Raw genomic sequence first — 17,072 nt, forward strand, 5'->3', positions numbered from 1 at the left:
GCCAAAAAAATAAAATATCGTTCCGCGGTCTCCACAGGGCATCCCCATGGCGCGTATGATCTTTCTGTCATCATGCCGTCGCTCACGCAACATCCTTTACGATGCCCGGCAGAATTAAGGCTGCTTGCAATCCACCCGCGCTGCCGCGCGAGAGGGTCAGCACCCCCTGATACTCCGCGGTGATCTCGCTGACGATCGACAGGCCGAGGCCTGTGCCGGGCTTCGTCTCGTCGAGACGGCGGCCGCGTTTCATCGCCTCGCGGATTTGATCGGGCTCAAGTCCCGGCCCGTCGTCCTCGACGGTGAGCGCGACCCAGTGGCGCCGGGCGGGATCGAGACCCTTCACGTCCGGGCCGGCCTCGCTGGCTGTGACGATAACCTTTGTCTTCGCAAAACGGGCAGCGTTCTCGAGCAGATTGCCCACCGTTTCCTCCAGATCCTGCTGCTCCATCGCCAGCGCCAGACCGGGGGAGACAGTAAGCTGGAACTCGATCTCGGTATTCAGCCGCCGCATCACCCGAACCAGGCGCTCAAGCGCCGGCTCTACGTCGGTCCGGGCAAGCACCGATTCCCGCTGGGCTGCGATGCGGGCGCGGTTGAGGTAGGACTGCACCTGGCCCTGCATGGCCTCGGCCTGACCTTTGACGAGATCGCCATGCGACTGATCCAGCACGCGCGACTCGTTCAGCAGCACGGCGATCGGCGTCTTCAGCGAGTGGGCGAGATTGCCGACCTGCATGCGGGCGCGCTCGACGATGCGGCGATTGCTGTCGATCAGCGCATTGACTTCGTTGGCAAGCGGCAGGATTTCGCGTGGGAAATCGCCCTGCAGCCGCTCGCTTTCACCAGCCCTGATGCGCTCGAGAGCACCACGCGCCTCGTCGAGCGGCCTGAGGCCGTAAAGAATGGCAAGCGCGTTGACAATCAGGCTGCCGATCCCGAAGACGCCCAACGCAAGATAGAGGCTGTGGGAAAAGGTTTCGACATCGGCCTCGATGACGCCGATATTGCCCGTCACCCGGAACCGTGCCGCACGGCCATCCCCTTCAACGAAAACGATCTCCGTCTCTGCCACCTGCACCCGGTTGCCGACGCTGTCGGTGACGATGTAATAGCGTTCGTAGGACTTGTTGAAAGGCGCTTCCAGCACTGACAGGACCGGCAAGTTGACCGAACCCAGCGAGGGTGACACCAGGGGCGCTGAGTTAAAGGTTCCAAGCGGCTCCACGATCCAGTACCAGCCTGTCTTCGGCTGGGCATAACGCAGGTCGCCGAGCTGCGGGTTGCCTGCCAGCGTGCCCTGGTCGCCGATGGTGACGGAATTGATGACGTTGTAGAGCTGCGCCCGCAAGAGGTCTTGGAAACCGCGCTCCGCGCTATTTCGGTATAGGGTAGAGATCACGAAGCCGATGACCACCAGCGCCATGGCAGACCAGATCGTGGTCAGCAGCAGGACGCGGGCGGTGAGAGACTTAATTATCATTGGTCGGCGCTTGAATACGATAGCCCAACCCCCGGACCGTTTCGATGAGATCAACTCCCATTTTCTTGCGCAAGCGGCCCACAAATACTTCTATGGTGTTGGAATCGCGGTCGAAATCCTGATCGTACATGTGCTCGACGAGCTCGGTGCGCGAGACCACCTCGCCCTTGTGATGCATGAGATAGGCGAGCAGGCGATACTCGTGCGAGGTGAGTTTCAACGGCTTGCCATCGACGCTCGCCTTTGAGCTTTTGGTGTCGAGCCGCACCGGGCCGCAGGTGATTTCGGAGGAGGAATGGCCGGCTGCCCGCCGGATGAGCGCACGGATGCGGGCGAGCACTTCTTCCACATGGAATGGTTTGGCCACGTAGTCGTCGGCACCGGCGTCGATGCCGGCGACCTTGTCGCTCCAGCGGTCGCGGGCCGTCAGCAGCAGCACCGGCATTCCCTTGCCGGACGCACGCCACTTTTCCAGCATGGTGATGCCGTCCATTTCCGGCAGGCCGATGTCGAGGATGATGGCGTCGTATGGCTCGGTATCGCCGAGATAGTGTCCCTCTTCACCATCGAAAGCGACATCGACGACGTAGCCGGCCTCTTTCAGCGCGTCGGCAAGCTGCCGGTTCAGTGTGACGTCGTCTTCAACTACGAGAATGCGCATGTTTCCGCCCAATTCCTAACGATTCGCGATACCTGACGAGGCTCGTCCTACATCGGAACCTTTACAGTCACCTTACGCGGGCGCTCCCCATTGCCCTGAACGAGAACTGTTATGACGCAGCTGTCGCCGGAAGGCTGGACGGACAGAAGCTGACCGCCGGTCTTCTCGACCACCTGCGACGCCGCATCGCTGCAATCCGACTTCGCTCGCGCGACAAGCGTCGGCGTCGTCACCGGCAACACAGCCGATCCCGCCATGATGGCGAGTACCGCTGCTACGCTCAAGGATGATGCCATGCTCATTAACTTCCATGGGGGACAATAACGTGAGCGAATAGTTACTCAAAGCCGTCTGAATGGCAAATGAATGGGCATAGATATCCTGTGCCCATCCTGTATGGGGAACGGCATTCCCCGAAAGCAGCGTTGGCTAGCTGGCTTTGATCGCAGTGTTGGCAGCGATGCGGCCATAGACTGCCAGCAATCCGCCCACCGCGCCGGCGATCGAAACGGCGGAGTTGACGATCGTCGCCTGGTCCGCCTCGCCAAGTTGAAGCCCCTTCATCTGCAGGACGGACGACCCGATCGCCAGCAACGCGCCCCAGATCGTCTTCGAATAGTACCAGTGTTTCCCGTCTTCCATGCTCTACTCCTCTGGTTGAAAACTAAACTGCCACGACGGCGGCGGCCGGAATGCCGATCGGCACCCGCTGGCCCATCTGCGAAATGACAATCTCAAGGTGGGGCTGGGTCGCGCCGAAATCGGCGATCTCGTCGCTGGCCGAATAGGTCCATCCGGCAGTGACGACCTCGACCCGCCTTTTCAGCACGCCGCCCTGCATGAGATCGACACGGTAGCGCTCGGTCGGCTCGTCGAGGGCAATGTCGGACGGTATCCAGTTGTCCGCATCGATCCGCCCCCGGCGCATCCAGGTGAAGACAGCCGCCCCTTCCGCATTCCGGCTCCCGGCGATGTGGACCGGCGACAGCGGCGTCTCGGCGCGGATACCGCCTGCAAAGACGATGGGTCCTGCCCGGTCGCTCGATCCCGGCGCCTCGGCGATCCAGTTGAGTTGCAGGCCCATCTCGCCGCTGGCAAGGCCGAGCGGGTTGACGGCTGCGTCGAGCATGACGAACGGAGCATGTGTGGCAATGCCTGCCGCCATAGCATCCTCCGTTCCCGCCAGCCCGCGCAGCAGGCCTGACAGCCGCCAGCGTTTAGCCGCAATTTCCTCCGCCTCGATAAACGCGCCGATTTCCCACATCCCCGGGGCGCTCTGCACCGCAAAGCGATTGGCGCCGTTGAGCACCGAGATCTTCAGTGCCGACTCCAGCCCGCCATAGGCAAGATCGACGGTGAGCGACTGCGACCAGTCGAACCGACCGCTGACGCCGGGAAATAGTGGCGCCACGACCGAGCCTATCTTGGCCGGACGGTCGAGCATCACGCGCCGGGCAAACGCCTCGGTGGATGGTGACGAGGACAGGACGGTCGTGCGCCACGGTCTGGCGTAGACGGCAGCGCATGCAAAATCGCTTGGCGAGCCGCTTTCGAACTGCGGCAGGTCCATCAGTTCGACGACAGGAGCAAAGACATCAGAGGCCGCCCCGCCGCCACTCGCCTTAACCGGCGTCGAGGCTGAGATCGCGCCGCCGCCAAGCGATGCGAACTCGCGCGCTTCGATACTTCGCGCGGCACCGTCCTCGATGCGGGTCACCAGGAAGCGGCCTTCGGGGCCATCTGCCATGGAAATCACATCGCCCGGCTGGAGGTAACTTGCTGTCGGCGAAAGCGACAGGGTGAACGAGCGGCGCGAGGCCCTGTTGTCGCGCAACAGGTTTTCGGCTGCCTGCAGCGCCGCTTCCTCCGGTACGACGGCGCCGAGATCGTTGCGGAGCACGCGATTCGATGCAGAGGGTGCCCGCCTCGAGCGGACGCTGGCCTGCTCGTAGTCGGCCAGGGGGTCGTAGAAAGTGACGATGGCCTCGGCGGCGAAATCGCTGTCGTGGCCGCGCGTTTCCTGCCAGAGCGGCTGGCCTTCGACATCGACCACGGCGGAAATAAGAATGGGAGCCAGGCTGGCCGCGGCCCTCGAGCGAAACCGTAGCACAGGGCCGTCCTCGGTGACGTCGATCTGGAAGATCTCAAGGAGCGGCGTCAGCATGTCGCGAGCGGAGGTGACATCTCCCTGGGCATAGCCGGAGAGGTCTCCGCTCACCTCGGAAACATCGAAATCGGTGAAATTCTGATCCGTCAGGATGGCAGCGATAACGTCGGCTAGGGTGCCGGCGCCGAGTCGTCCGTTCAGCCAGTGCCCCGTCCGCCAGTTACTCCCGTCGCTCCAAAGGCCGGTATCGACAGGGAACGCAGGATAAGGCCGCGCATCCCAGGTCCAGACGAAGACACGATTGGGATCTACGATGTTGGAGCCGGCCCAGTGATCGTGGTGGGCCTCGAGAAAGCGGCGCTGGACACTGTCGGCGCGCATGCGGTTGGAGAAATACGGCGCCGCAGATTCCACCGATTTCGGGTCGAGAAAGACGTTCGGCTGGTTGGCGCCCTTGTCCATTGCCGGGCATCCAAGCTCCGTCAGCCAGATCGGCTTTGCATGGGGTGCCCAGGCTGTCGGCGTGGTGCGCTCGACACCCCCGACGCGCTCATAATGAAGGCTGCTCCACCAGCTACCGATGTCCTTGTAGCGAAACACCCAGGGCTTTGCCGCAAGGCCGTCCGAAATCGCCGACCGGTCCCGCGCAATCCTGTCAGCGGCGCTTGCGTAGTACCAGTCGAAGCCTTCGCCGCTGTCGATTGCCGCCGTCATGCCCGCAAGATCGTCCTGGATGCGGAAGCCGTCGGGATTGGCCTTTGCGAGGTCATCGTCGCGCCAGTCGGACAACGGCATGTAATTGTCGATGCCGACGGCGTCGATATCCGGCGAGGCCCACAGCGGGTCGAGATGGAAATAGACGTCGCCGGAGCCATCGTCCGGGTGGTAGCCGAAATATTCGCTCCAGTCGGCGCCATAGGTGAGCCTAGTCGCGGGGCCGACGATGGCACGGATGTCTGTCGCCATCGTCGCCAGAGCCTGCACGAAAGGAAAGCTGCCCCCGGCATCGCGCAGTTGCGTCAACCCACGAAGTTCCGAACCGATGATGAACCCGTCGACACCACCCCCTGCAACAGCCAGATGGGCGTAGTGCAGCAGCATGCGGCGATAACCTTCGTCCGTGCCGTGATAGGTGACCGCCGCGCCGTCCATGGAAAAATCGGCTGAGGAGGCCGCGCCGCAAAAAGCTGCAACCTGTGCGCCCGCCACAGCTGTCCGGTCCACCGTGCCGGGCCTGCCGATCGCCGGGAAGGCGGTGATCCGGCCGCGCCAAGGATAGGCCGCCTGCTCGCCTGCCCCTTCCGGATCCGGGAGCCCGTTGCCCCGCGGAATATCTATCATCAGGAACGGGTAGATGAAAACGCCCAACCCGCGCTGCCTGAGATCGGCGATTGCCTGCAATACGCTGGCGTCATCCGGGGTGCCGCCATAGGCAGGCGTACCCTCGCTGAGGCTGATCAGATGGGCGTCCGCGCGGTTGATACCCGACACGGACCACCGACTGCTCTCGCTGTCACGGGCCAGCGTCTCCACGCCGGGGACGATGCGGCAGTGCCCGGCGCGCAGATCGGTGCCGAACCAGGCAACTACGAGTGCGACGCTTTTCAGGTTGGGACATAGTGCCGTCAGTTCGTCGAGCGAGGCCTGCCAATCGGTCGTCGCTGTCAACACGTTGCGGTTGACGGCGCGCATGCTGCCGGCACCGGTTTTTTCGGTTACCCGGGTCGTGCTGTAACCGTGCTCTGTCGAGCCCGGAATGATCGTTACCGCGCGGATCTGCCGCTCCAGGCGCCCGATCGGCCGCACCACCTCGAACTGGAACAGCGGAATGCGATTACCGAATGTATCGAGTGGCAGTCGTTCGAAGACGACGTAGGCAATTCCCCGATAGGCCGGTGCATGGCCTGCGCCCTGCTTGGCCTCGATCAGCGGATCCGCCAGTTGGTCTTCGGAGCCTCTGTAGACGCGCATCTCGATCTGGGTCAGATCCACCTCCTTGCCATCCGCCCAGACGCGGCGGATGCAGGCGATGGGTCCCTCGCAAAGGCCGACGGCGAAGTTGGCGAAATAGCGGAATGTCTCGACACGCGACCCGGTCGACTTGTCGCCGGAGCGCTCGGTGGAGACCTCCTCCTCGAAACGGGTCGCCCATATCAAGGTGCCTCCCAGTCGTGCAGTGCCGTAGAGCCGGATGATTGCCGCCCCTTCGTCGGCACCCGGAATGCGCGCCGTCGCCATTCTCGCACCCGAAACGGTGCGGCTGCCGTTGATCAGCGCCTTATCGACGACGCTGCCCGCCAACGCACCTGCGGCCCTGCCGATCATCGCGCCGACCGGTCCGAAAACACTACCGAGAGCAGCACCCGCCGCCTGAAAGAGGATGGTTGCCATGAACATCTCGCTGAGTTGGACAAGGGAGGTCAGCGCCGGGAAATCCCGCACTTGAAAATACTCTTTTAAATTGTATTGTCGTCAAAGATCGGGAGCAGAAGCAGAAAGCGTCGTACCAGCCGGCGCGTCGGCGAGCATTGGCTACGCCGGCATTGGCAAAGGCCTTGCTCTCGAACATGGAGGTGAGGTTATGTGGTGGTTTCCACTTAGCATCACGCTTACTGTGAGAAAAACCCGGACGGGCTGGTTTGTAACCGTCCGGGTCCACATCATAGCGTAGGCAAACGGTGAGCGAGGTTAGCCCCTCGCTCACCACTTCAAAATACTAAAGGTTGCGGACTTTTGCAAGTGATTGGACCACTGGACGCCGTAGAGGCATTGCGGCCGAGAGCGCTTGCAAAATCCACAAAAATTGCATCATTAAGTTGTCGAAAGCAGAAGCAGTATGCGCCGAACCAGCCGGCGCGTCGGCGGGATCGGCCGCGCCGACCTTGGCAAAGGCCTTGCTCTCGAACATGGAGGTGAAGTTATGTGGTGGTTTCCACTTAGCATCACGCTTACTATGAGAAAGACCCGGACGGGCTGGTCTGTCGCCGTCCGGGTCAGCATCATAGTATAAGCAAACGGTGAGCGAGGTTCCAGCCTCGCTCACCACTCCAAAATACCGAAGGTTGCGCCCTTTTGCAAGTGACCGCCCTTGTCTAACGCGGCGGGAAGCGGAACGTGGCGGCCACCCGTCTGCGCCAGGACGGTACGAATGGCGAGCGGATCACGGCTGCCTGTTCGTAGGCGTGGATGAAATGTCCGGCATGATCGAGAATACCGGCATGCTTGGCAGCATGCTCCGGTCGCCAGCGAAACAGGAGGAGATCGCCCGGCTTTGCATCTTCGAGGCACCCGGATGGTCCGAAATGCCGAAGCGCTGCGTTCAACAGACGGTCTTCGCCGCTGCGCTCCGCCCAGTCCTGCGCGTAAGCAGGAGGCAACTCCGGATCTTCGCCGTATAGTTCGCGCCAGATACCCCTGACGAGACCGAGGCAATCGCACCCGACGCCCTTGTTGGCGCCCTGGTGCCTGTAGGGCGTGCCAATCCAGCTTTCGGCGATCTCCAGCACCTGTCGTGCGACATCTTCGTTCATGGAAACAACGGGCTCCCGTCGTGCAGGCTCGTGCCATCCGCATAGGTATAGGCAAAGTCGGCGCCCGGCATGTGCGGGCAGCCGCGAAAGTTGGCGGCATTGGCAAACTTGGCGCGGCAGGTGGTGAATGCCTTGTCGCAACCGGCCGTCAGCACGACGCGGGTGCCGATCTCGGGCGCGTCTGACAGGGGCAGCCAGAGGGTCAGTTGCGTCACCGCGCCACGGGTGGAATGGCCATCGACATCGACCGCGGTGCCGCTATTGGGCCCGTCGAGAAAGACCAGGCTGCCTCGGGCGAAATAGCCGTCGGCGAAGCCGGCAACGCCGGATAGCGTCATCCTGGTTGCATCTTCCACGGACGCAACAAGTCCTTCGGCGCGATATCGCGGCAAGGCGAGATCGATGCCGCACCTGGGGTCGCCGACGATGGCGTCGCAGCGGCGATTGTAGATGCGGCCCTGTGGCTCGGAGAGGCGGGCGGCAAGACTGCGCAATTCCGCCTGAAACTGGCCGATCTGGCGGGTGACAGCGCCGATCTCCTGCACCTTCAAGAGCAGATGCTGGTCGGGGGCGGACCAGTTGACGAGATAGACCTCAACACGAGCCGCGTCGTAGCGGCCGGCGGCGAGGTCCGCCTCGGATATTGCCTCGCTGGAAAAGCCGCCTGTGACGTCGCTGGTGGTCGCGGGCAAGCCGGCCTGTTCCTCGCCGTCGCTGGCTGCAAAACCGCTTGCCGCGAGAAAGCGGGTAGCGAGAAAAGCAAGGTCGCGGTCGTGATCGGTGAAGCCGAGAACGATACCGTCGCGGCGGACGACGCGCCAGCAATGGCACAGCGTTGTGGCGTCGCCGGCGAGATGCGCCGCCAGCGCCGGATCGATCGTTCTCATGGCAAGATCTCCACCAGGGGAATGGACGGGATGCGGCCCGCCTGAAAGGCGGACAGGCTGATATCGATGCGGTCAATGGCAAACCTTACGGGAACATCGAAGGCAAAGCCGGCGGTCACTAAAACACCTGCCGCCGGAATGGCGTGGCTTGCAAAGACGACAAGGCCTGTCGTCGGATCGCAGGAGACGTCGCCTGCCGGAACGGCGATGCCTCCGACGGCCACCAGCACGGAGCCGGCCACCGGCTTTGCGATCCCGCGCACGGACTGCCCGGCCATATCGGCATAGGTCTTCGTAAGCGCGAAACTGGTCGTCGTGCCGTCACCCGTGCCGATCGGCTGGTCGAAGGCCGTGACCGGTGCGCCGGGCGGTGTCGATGCGAAGTCGATGGGATCGCGAAACCTGAAGCCGCAAAGCTGGCCGCTACGGGCCTCGAAGAACGCCAGTACCGCATAGAGATCGGCGACAGATCGGACCCCCGAGCCGGCATCGTAACTGCGACGGGCATCGCGCCAACGGCTGTTACGGCTTTCGCGGCCGTTCGACAGGTTGACGATATCGGTTCGCCGCACCGGCCCGCCGCTGGTGGCCAGCGACAAGCGCAGCGGAAAACGGATATCGTGGAATGCGAGGGTCATCGGTAGCCTCAAAGATTGCGCTGGCCGCGCAGTGCCGTGCGCGCCAGCATGGCGGAAATCTGCGCCTGGCTTTTCTGGAAGCCCTGGACATCCGGCGTGGTGATGTTGACGACAACGGACGAACCGCTGCCGCCCGAACTCGCCACTCCGAGCGAGCCATCCGAGCCGCGCTTCAGCGGCAGGATCGCCTCCGAGCCCGCCTCACCCATAAGCCCGAGATCGCTGCCCATCGGAAAATAGGTTGGCGAGGCGACGACACCGCCGTCGGCAAAGGCCGTCACCTGCCCGGGCACGCCGCCCTTGGCAAAGCCGAAGAGCTTGCCGATGCCGCTGCTCAGGCTGTCCGCAGCGCCGCCGAGTGCCGTTTCGAGCGGCTTCAACCCGGCAGACAGGGCGATATTGGTCAGCCGGCTGGCAAGGCCCTGCAACACGCTGTCGAGCCCTTTGCCGCCTGTGGTCGCAGACGTCAGTGCGCTGCCGAGCGCCGAACCGAACGAACGAGAGCGGCTGTCGAGATCGTCGAGGGTCTGTTTCAAGGCCTGCGCCTGGGTGTTGGTGTCTGAGAGATCGGTTGTTTCGGTCATGGCGTTCCTGCAGATCGTTGCGAGGTTTGGTGGGATCAGTCCGGAAAGAGCACCATCATTGCGGCCAGTCCGGCGCGGTCGAGCGACGAACTGCGCGGCGACAGGCCTCCGGCCATGGCGTGGAATTCAATGGGTGTCATCGCCCAGAATATGGCGGGGGGAAGCCGCAGCAGGCAGAGGCCGACATGCAAGGCACGATGCCAGGGAAAGGCTGTTGGCGCTGCCCTGTCGGCCCCGTCGACTGAATCGCCTGCTGCGGCTAGCGAGGGCCCGGCGATGCCTGCTCCTGATCGCCGAGAAACGTTGCCGCCAGCAGATTACCGACGATAGCCGCCGTGGCAGCGATGCCGCCGCCGATGCCGGCTGCCGCGACGTCGTCGTCGGAATAGACGTTGCCGCCTCCCCGCAGGCCGGCGCCGAGGATGCGGATGAGGTCGGCGGCCTTGAGCCCGCCTTGCGAAAATCTTGCCGCCAGGCCGGCGAGATCGTCGGCAGCGAAAGCGGTTTCGAGTTCGGCCAGTGCGCCGAGCGTCAGGCAGAGGATGCGGCGCTCGCCGTCAATTTCCGCCTCGATCTCGCCGCGACGGCGATTGGCGCGGGCACCTGTACGCGGGCGCAGCATCACAGCACCCCGAAGGTGATGACGCCTGCCGATTCCAGTGCGATATCGAAGGTGACCTCGCCATTATGCTCGCCGCCGTAATCGAGCGCAGATACCTGGAACGCACCGCTGACGGTGCCGAAATCGGGAATGACGATCTGCCAGGAGAGGATCGATCCGTTAAAAAAGGCGGTTCGGATCAGTGCGTCCGAAGCATGATCCTTGAACAGGCCTGAACCGGAAAGCCCGGCGCGCTGGACGCCGGCGCCACCAAGAAGCTCGCGCCACCGCCCGGCGCTCTCGGCATCGGTGATATCCACCGTCTCGGCGTTGAACGACAGCTTTTTGCTGCGCAGTCCCGCCACCGTCTCGTAAGTCCCGCCATTGTCGATCTTCAACAGCAGGTCCTTGCCCTTCTGCGCGACCATTCGGATATCCTTTCAAGGAAAATGCGCCGGGAACGGCGCTTGCAAAATCGGAATTTTCTGCGCGCCGGACATCGGCAAAAGGCAGCGTCCGGACGTCATCGAGATGTCACTTTCAACGCCTCGGCCAAGCTGCTACGCAAGGTCACAAACAGGTCACAAAGCACCGCTTTTCATGCCCAAAGCCTTCTCACCGCGCTCGGCCCAGATCGTTGCCGTCCTCAGCATCACGCAGCTTGTCAGCTGGGGCACCAGCTTCGACATGCTCGGCGTCATGGGGCGCATCGTCGCGCCCGATCTAGGCCTTCCCAACGAGGTGGTCTTCTCCGGCCTGACGCTGATGATGGTGGTCAGCGGCCTCTGCAGTCCGGTCACCGGTCGCTGGCTTGGCCGCTACGGTGCGGCGCGTGTGCTTGCAGCCTCCTCGATCGTTTTTGCCCTCGGCCTGCTGCTGCTTTCGGCGGCAAACGGCATCCTCGTCTACGGGATCGCATGGCTTGTCATCGGGTTCGGCGGCGCGCTCGGGCTGAATGCACCGGCCTATGCCGCCGTCATCGAGCGCGAGGGGATGAACGGCAAGCGCATCATCACCATCATGATGCTGTTTACCGGCCTTTCGGCCACGCTTTTCTGGCCTATCCTGACCCTGCTCAATGCCCATCTCGGATGGCGGGGAACTTATGTCGCCTGCGCCGCCCTGCACCTTTGTCTCTGCCTGCCGCTTTATCTGTTTGCCCTGCCGAAGCCTGTCGTCGTCGAAAAAGGCGAGCCCGGACACCTGACGCCGCCTGTACCGCTGTCACCGGCGGGCCGGCGCAAGGCTTTCCTGCTGATCGCGGCGGCGACGACGATCTCCACCTTCGTGACCTTCGGGCTGGCCCCGTCGCTGCTCGGGATCTTCCGGCAATACGGCGCGTCGCCTGCGTTGGCGCTGCAACTCGGTTCGGCACGCGGTGTCATCGGTATTTCGGCGCGGCTGATGGACATGCTGCTTGGCCGGCGGGGCAACCCGGTACTGAGCGCCATTATCGGCATAGGCCTGATGGTCGCCAGCTTCCTGCTCCTGCTGCTTTTCGGAGCGTCCACGGCGCAGCTTGTCATCTTCACGCTGCTGTTCGGGTTCGGCTCCGGCGTCATGGCGGTCGCACGGGCGCTGCTGCCGCTGGCGCTGTTTTCGCCAAGCGAATACGGCCTGCATTCCGCCCGATTGTCGCTGCCGCAGAACCTCGCCAATGCCACTGCCCCTGTAGTCTTCACCGCCGTCCTCGATTACGCCGGAGCGCCGACTGCGCTTGGAGTGTGTGTCGTTCTGTCGTCGGGCGCACTCATGCTGATCCTGGCGCTCGGACTATTGGTGCGGCGGGCAACGGCGATGGGTGCCGTGCTGGCGCAAGCGTAAGAGCCATAGCCGGTCGCTGCCATCTCTACTCGGTCACCGCCCGAAACCGCATCTCGGCGCAAAACAGCCGCGTCTTCGGTTCGCGCTTTGCCTTCGTTGCGAGATGGCGGAAATTGACCAGCGCATAGGTGGCAAGTGGCAGGGACACGTCCTGCAGGAGGCTGCCGACGATGGCGGCGATCTGCTGCGCCTGTCGCTGGCCGGCAGCATCGGACCAGACCTGCAGCGTCAGAAAATGCTCCTCTCCGGGCTCGGTGGATGTAGAATAATCGTTGCTGGTGAGTTCGGAAACGACGATGCACGGCAATTGCCGGCCGGTGACAAGCCGATCGCGAATGCCGTCGATACCGATCATCTCTGTCAGGGATACACTGCCGGCAAGCGCGGTGTGGATGGCGTGCAACAACTCGTTGGCAGCGGATCTCATCGTCCGGTCTCCTTGCCTGCCGGGTGCCGAAAAGGCGCATTGCCGGAAGCCAAGAGCTTTGCCAGCACTGCCGCGAGGTCTGGCAGGGTATATGTCGAAAGGGCGGTCATACCGACTTCTCCTGGCAATGACAGATCATATAACGGCGGTTATCGTCGGGGTCCTGGGTGCCGCCGATAAAGAACAGCCGGCTGCCCTTGCGCAGCCGCATGCCGGGCACGACATCGGTGCGCCAGCGCAGCCAGATCAGGTGCGTGCGCCTGAATATCTCGCTCGACGCTTCCTCTTCCACCGACCCGCTGACCGGCTCGATCAGCGCCCAGCACGATGCCGTCTCGACGAAGGTCCGGGTGACGCCACCCTGGCCGTCAGGCGTTTCGAGCGGCGCCTCGAGATTGAGCCGGGCGGTCATGCGGCCGGGGTCGAAGAAGGTCGAGCGCATGGTCAAAGGCTCCGGAGCAGGAAGGGTGCGACCAGCCGGTCATAGCCGGGCGGGATCAGTGCCGGTTGGTCCTCGATGCCGACGACGCCGCGGCAGGAAAACATCTGTGCCACATGGGTCAGCATAGCCCGCTTCAGCATGTCCGGCACATCGTTGGCGGTCGGGCCGAAACCGGCGACGAAATCGATTTCGATACCGTTGACGGCGCGGCCGGACGACAGGCGCTGGCGGAGCATAAGCCGCGCCGGTTGCCTGATGCCATCCAGTACATAACCGTCGAGCGGGACTATCGAGGGCTGGCCGAGCTCGTCATAAACGGTAATGGCAGCAATGGCTTGCACCGGACCCCTGGCAATCGGAATCACGCCGTCTTCACAGATTGAATCAAGATAGAGACGCCAGCGCTGGGTCATCAGGCAAAGGCCGGTGCTGCGCTCCAGATGCTCGCGGGCAACCGCGATCAGGCCGGCAACAAGCTCGTCCTCGTCGGACGTATCCAGCCGCAGATGGGCCTTCACCCCGGCGAGCGTCAATGCCTCCGCTGAGGGCGGAGTGATCTGGGCATAGGTCATGGGACATCTTTCGTATGAGATCGAGTAGGCGGCCCGCGCCCTCACCCTGCCCTCTCCCCGAGGGGAGAGGGCGATGGAGCGGGAAGCCGCGCTGCATTCCCTTCTCCCCCCGGGGAGAAGGTGCCGTCAGGCGGATAAGGGGTGCTTCAGCTGACAGAGAACTTGATCAGCTTGATCGCCTCGAAATCCTGCACGCCGCCGCCGACGCGCTTGGTGGTGTAGAACAGCACGTAGGGTTTCGCTGAATAGGGATCGCGCAGGACGCGGATACCGGTGCGGTCGACGACGAGGTAGCCGGCGCGGAAATCGCCGAAGGCAATGGCCGGCGCATCGGCGGCGATATCCGGCATGTCCTCCGCTTCGGTAATCGGGAAGCCCATCAGCGAGGCCGACTGTCCGGCGGCAGACGGCGCCCGCCAGAGATAGTTGCCATCGGCATCCTTGAACTTGCGGATGGTTGCCTGGCTGCGGCGGTTCATGACGAAATTGCCGTTCTGGCGATGGCCGGCCTTCAGCGCATAGACGGCATCGATCAGCACGTCCGTCGGCCCGGCGGTGAGAAAGGCACCGGCAGCACCGGTGGCGATATAGCCGAGATTACCCCAGCTCCAACCGGCATCCGCCACCGATGGGTACGCCAGAAACCCTTTCGGCTTGGCAACGCCATCGCCGGTGACGAAGGCGGTGCCTTCCTGCTCGGCAAAGACAATGTCGACCTCGCTGGAAATCCAGCTCTCGATGTCAACGGCGGCATCGTCGAGCAGCGCCTGGGTGGCGGCCGGCATGGAATAGAGTTCCATCGTCGGAAAGGTCAGCTCGGCCAGCTGCGGCGCGGTGGTCTGCGGCCGGGCGGCAGTTTCCGACACCCAGCCGGAGGCGAGGCCCTGTGTGGTGAACGGCTTTTTCAGGACGGAGCCGGACACCTGGCGAACCGTCGCCAGCGCACGGATCGGCGAGACCACAGACAGGCGACGACCGATCTCGGTGTCGGTCTGGTCGGGCACCAGATAGCCGCCGTCACCGTTGGACCCAACCGACAGCGCCTTGGCTTCGATCTCGCGCAGCCCAGACGCGTCGCCACGGCGAATGTAGGTCTCGAAGGCCGCCTTGTGTTCGGCGGCATCGACGGAGCCGGAAAGGCTGCGACCGAGCGGCGGGCGGGCCTTTTTCAGCACCAGCTGGTCGAGGACTTTCTTGTGATCGTCCATCGCCTTGTTGATGCGGTCGACCTTTTCGCGCGTCACCACGTCCGATGTCAGCTTGCCCTCGATCTCGCCGAGGCGCCGGTCGTTGACATCCTTGAAGGCTTCGAACGCCTCCATGAATTCCTCGAAGGCTGCCCCCACGGTTTCCGGCACGGTCTTAATTTCCATGGCACCACCGCGCGGTGCCGTTGCTGTCTGCTCGCTCATGCGATCATCCTTGTTTGAAGGTTTCGGTCATCAATTGCCGCGCCGCCCGCCTGATGTGGCGGACAAGCTCGGTCTCCCTGTCGCGGAACCACCGCGCATTCTTGACATTCTGGACGCGGGCCGACGGCAGCATCGGAAAGGTGACCACCGAGATTTCCCAGAGGTCGGCTTCCAGGATGCGCCGCACGCCGGATTTTGCGTCGGTGCGGGCCCTCACGGTGCGGAAACCGATGGACAGCCCGTCGAGGGCGGAATTTTTCAAGAGCTGATGCACCTCACGGGCGCGCGCCACACCATCGGCCAGCTGGCCCTCGACATAGAGGCCGCGCTCATCCTCGCGGATGGTCTTCCATGCGCCGATCGGCTCGGACGGGTCGTGCTGGAATAGCATGCGGATGCCCGACGCACCGCGCGTCGCAAGCGACCGGGCAAAGGCGCCGCGCTCGACGCGATCGCTGCCGAGATCGACCTCGCCGAAGACGCTGGCATAGCCGGAAAAGCTGCCGTCGCGGGTGAGGCCCCTGAGTTCGAGACTGGCAAATTTGCAGCTGTCGATACCCATGGGGGATCGAGCAGACGCGCGGGGTGCGGTCATGGCAAAGTCTCCGGATTGCGATGTTGAGTGGCGTCAGGATGCCGGGCCTCGGCCCGCTCCCGTCAGGGGCGGCTTATCCGCTCCCATCAGGGGCGTTTACCCGCTCCCGCCAGGGGCGGTTCGGCCGCTCCCGCTGGGGGCGGTTTGCCCGCTCCCGTCAGGCGTCGTTTTTCTGGCCGTAGCGGTCGGCCAGCCGCGACAGGATGCCGAGGGCCCACCAGGCGCAGAGGCTGGCGGCGGCGGAGCCGGCGAGCATGATGTCCGATGCCGCCAGCACGTGCGAGACATTGAGCCGCTCGGACGCCCAGACGCCTGTCGGACCGCCGAAGATGAGGCCACAGGCAAGGCCCGTGAAGAAGCGCATGGCTGCCTCGCGACGGGTCTTCGGCAGCAGATAGATCAGCGACACCGCCGCTCCCGCCGAAGCGCCGACGAGCCTCGTTGCCCACAGCGAAGTCTCGCCCGGAAGGTGCGCCATTGTTAAGATCTCCGGTTTAGGAAGGGGATGTCGCATGCATCTGCCAGCGTCGACCATGCTCGGCATGGGACGGCAGGGATTGATTTCAGTGAATCTTTGGAATCTGTTCGCGCCCGAACTTCGCTGGCTTGGCGAGGAACTTGATATTTTGAATGAGCGGAAGACGGGCGGCTGAATTGCTGCTACCGGCCCCACCTGGCGTGATTTAATCTCGGAACTAATCCGTGTCGGGAATATCCGCGCCTTCGTCTTTGTCGAGATCAGGCGCCTGCTGGCGCCCATGCCGGATATAGGAAATCTTGATGGCGTCCGGCTCGACGCGGTAAGCGATGATGTAATTGCCGGCCACGTAAATCCGACGACCCGGCAGCTTTGTATCCGCGAGGCCCGCCTGGGGGTATCCGGCCAGCAGTCGGAATGCCGAGTGAAGCTGTCTCATTGCGGTGTCTGCTGCTCGCGGATTGAAGCTTGCGAGATAGGCCTTCTCGCACCGCAGATAGTCTCCGGCATTTGCCGAAAGAATGATTTTTCTCATGCAGCATCATGTTGCACGGGAGATAGTAACTCTGCAAACAGATCCTCAGCGTCGATGACCTCGCCATTGCGAATTTGTTCCTCGCCTTCCATGATCTGCAGGATGTCGTTTCCTTCCTGCATCAGGTAATATTTCAGTGCCCTGACAATCACCCAGCTGCGGCTGCGCTCGGAGACCTTGGCGATGGTTTCGATGTCCTTCAGGATGTCTTCCGGAATACGCAGGGCGATGGGGTCTGAGAGGACGGGCTTTGTCATCGGGAAGCTCCTTATCTTGTTATACGATGTATAACAAAT

22 protein-coding genes are annotated in these 17,072 nt (G+C 63.2%); 2 read left to right on the forward strand and 20 right to left on the reverse strand.

The annotated features are described in order from the left end of the window. Positions 1-82: 82 nt before the first annotated feature. The 12 genes from J5278_RS13765 to J5278_RS13820 all read right to left on the reverse strand — a co-directional run bounded on the left by J5278_RS13765 (position 83) and on the right by J5278_RS13820 (position 10,919). On the reverse strand, positions 83-1,483 hold the full coding sequence (locus tag J5278_RS13765) for a HAMP domain-containing sensor histidine kinase (protein WP_209183260.1): 1,401 nt from the start codon (positions 1,481-1,483) through the stop codon (positions 83-85). Beyond that, positions 1,473-2,144: a response regulator transcription factor gene (locus J5278_RS13770; protein ID WP_111220345.1), complete on the reverse strand. Its 672-nt coding sequence runs from the start codon at positions 2,142-2,144 to the stop codon at positions 1,473-1,475. The genes J5278_RS13765 and J5278_RS13770 overlap by 11 nt, the downstream gene beginning before the upstream one ends. Before the next feature lie 47 nt (positions 2,145-2,191). Continuing rightward, a complete protein-coding gene (locus J5278_RS13775; RefSeq protein ID WP_142829860.1) occupies positions 2,192-2,440 on the reverse strand; it encodes a hypothetical protein in 249 nt (82 codons plus the stop codon). 133 nt (positions 2,441-2,573) lie between these two features. After that, positions 2,574-2,786, reverse strand: coding sequence for a hypothetical protein (locus tag J5278_RS13780; RefSeq protein WP_209183259.1), 213 nt, complete (start codon positions 2,784-2,786; stop codon positions 2,574-2,576). A 22-nt stretch (positions 2,787-2,808) separates the two neighbouring features. Continuing rightward, positions 2,809-6,642, reverse strand: coding sequence for a glycoside hydrolase/phage tail family protein (locus J5278_RS13785; protein ID WP_209183258.1), 3,834 nt, complete (start codon positions 6,640-6,642; stop codon positions 2,809-2,811). Between the two features lie 701 nt (positions 6,643-7,343). Beyond that, a complete protein-coding gene (locus J5278_RS13790; protein ID WP_209183257.1) occupies positions 7,344-7,781 on the reverse strand; it encodes an NlpC/P60 family protein in 438 nt (145 codons plus the stop codon). Beyond that, entirely contained in the window at positions 7,778-8,668 is an 891-nt protein-coding gene (locus J5278_RS13795; protein ID WP_209183256.1) for a DUF2163 domain-containing protein, read from the reverse strand. Before J5278_RS13795 ends, J5278_RS13790 begins: the two co-directional genes overlap by 4 nt. Further along, positions 8,665-9,306 carry a DUF2460 domain-containing protein gene (locus J5278_RS13800; protein ID WP_209183255.1) on the reverse strand — a complete coding sequence of 214 codons (642 nt, stop codon included), beginning with the start codon at positions 9,304-9,306 and terminating at the stop codon, positions 8,665-8,667. Before J5278_RS13800 ends, J5278_RS13795 begins: the two co-directional genes overlap by 4 nt. Before the next feature lie 8 nt (positions 9,307-9,314). Continuing rightward, positions 9,315-9,890: a phage tail tape measure protein gene (locus J5278_RS13805; RefSeq protein WP_209183254.1), complete on the reverse strand. Its 576-nt coding sequence runs from the start codon at positions 9,888-9,890 to the stop codon at positions 9,315-9,317. Between the two features lie 35 nt (positions 9,891-9,925). Further along, positions 9,926-10,081 (reverse strand): rcc01693 family protein, encoded by a 156-nt coding sequence (locus J5278_RS30940; RefSeq protein WP_247749020.1) that lies wholly within the window; start codon positions 10,079-10,081, stop codon positions 9,926-9,928. A gap of 68 nt (positions 10,082-10,149) precedes the next feature. Continuing rightward, positions 10,150-10,512, reverse strand: coding sequence for a gene transfer agent family protein (locus tag J5278_RS13815; protein WP_142829875.1), 363 nt, complete (start codon positions 10,510-10,512; stop codon positions 10,150-10,152). Continuing rightward, positions 10,512-10,919, reverse strand: coding sequence for a phage major tail protein, TP901-1 family (locus J5278_RS13820; protein WP_209183253.1), 408 nt, complete (start codon positions 10,917-10,919; stop codon positions 10,512-10,514). Before J5278_RS13820 ends, J5278_RS13815 begins: the two co-directional genes overlap by 1 nt. A gap of 172 nt (positions 10,920-11,091) precedes the next feature. Between J5278_RS13820 and J5278_RS13825 the strand changes: the two genes are divergently transcribed. Beyond that, on the forward strand, positions 11,092-12,315 hold the full coding sequence (locus J5278_RS13825) for an MFS transporter (protein ID WP_209183252.1): 1,224 nt from the start codon (positions 11,092-11,094) through the stop codon (positions 12,313-12,315). A 25-nt stretch (positions 12,316-12,340) separates the two neighbouring features. Here the strand turns inward: J5278_RS13825 and J5278_RS13830 are convergent, their stop codons facing one another. The 6 genes from J5278_RS13830 to J5278_RS13855 all read right to left on the reverse strand — a co-directional run bounded on the left by J5278_RS13830 (position 12,341) and on the right by J5278_RS13855 (position 16,241). Beyond that, the gene (locus tag J5278_RS13830; RefSeq protein WP_209187368.1) at positions 12,341-12,742 is read right to left on the reverse strand and encodes a DUF3168 domain-containing protein; all 402 of its coding nucleotides are present in this window, start codon (positions 12,740-12,742) and stop codon (positions 12,341-12,343) included. Positions 12,743-12,848: 106 nt separating this feature from the next. After that, entirely contained in the window at positions 12,849-13,184 is a 336-nt protein-coding gene (locus tag J5278_RS13835; RefSeq protein WP_209183250.1) for a phage head closure protein, read from the reverse strand. A 2-nt stretch (positions 13,185-13,186) separates the two neighbouring features. Then, positions 13,187-13,756: a head-tail connector protein gene (locus tag J5278_RS13840; RefSeq protein WP_209183249.1), complete on the reverse strand. Its 570-nt coding sequence runs from the start codon at positions 13,754-13,756 to the stop codon at positions 13,187-13,189. Positions 13,757-13,902: 146 nt separating this feature from the next. After that, on the reverse strand, positions 13,903-15,168 hold the full coding sequence (locus J5278_RS13845; RefSeq protein WP_209183248.1) for a phage major capsid protein: 1,266 nt from the start codon (positions 15,166-15,168) through the stop codon (positions 13,903-13,905). A 4-nt stretch (positions 15,169-15,172) separates the two neighbouring features. Beyond that, positions 15,173-15,763 (reverse strand): HK97 family phage prohead protease, encoded by a 591-nt coding sequence (locus tag J5278_RS13850; RefSeq protein WP_209183247.1) that lies wholly within the window; start codon positions 15,761-15,763, stop codon positions 15,173-15,175. Between the two features lie 157 nt (positions 15,764-15,920). After that, positions 15,921-16,241: a DUF6107 family protein gene (locus tag J5278_RS13855; protein WP_209183246.1), complete on the reverse strand. Its 321-nt coding sequence runs from the start codon at positions 16,239-16,241 to the stop codon at positions 15,921-15,923. A gap of 34 nt (positions 16,242-16,275) precedes the next feature. Between J5278_RS13855 and J5278_RS13860 the strand changes: the two genes are divergently transcribed. Further along, positions 16,276-16,416, forward strand: coding sequence for a hypothetical protein (locus J5278_RS13860; RefSeq protein ID WP_209183245.1), 141 nt, complete (start codon positions 16,276-16,278; stop codon positions 16,414-16,416). 42 nt (positions 16,417-16,458) lie between these two features. Here J5278_RS13860 and J5278_RS13865 read toward each other — a convergent pair whose 3' ends face one another. Both J5278_RS13865 and J5278_RS13870 read right to left on the reverse strand, forming a co-directional pair. After that, entirely contained in the window at positions 16,459-16,776 is a 318-nt protein-coding gene (locus J5278_RS13865) for a type II toxin-antitoxin system RelE/ParE family toxin (RefSeq protein ID WP_209183244.1), read from the reverse strand. Then, positions 16,773-17,033, reverse strand: coding sequence for a CopG family ribbon-helix-helix protein (locus J5278_RS13870; RefSeq protein WP_142824389.1), 261 nt, complete (start codon positions 17,031-17,033; stop codon positions 16,773-16,775). The genes J5278_RS13865 and J5278_RS13870 overlap by 4 nt, the downstream gene beginning before the upstream one ends. Positions 17,034-17,072 lie beyond the last annotated feature (39 nt).

The sequence above is a fragment of the Rhizobium sp. B21/90 genome (assembly GCF_019355815.1).
Taxonomy (GTDB): domain Bacteria; phylum Pseudomonadota; class Alphaproteobacteria; order Rhizobiales; family Rhizobiaceae; genus Rhizobium; species Rhizobium rhododendri.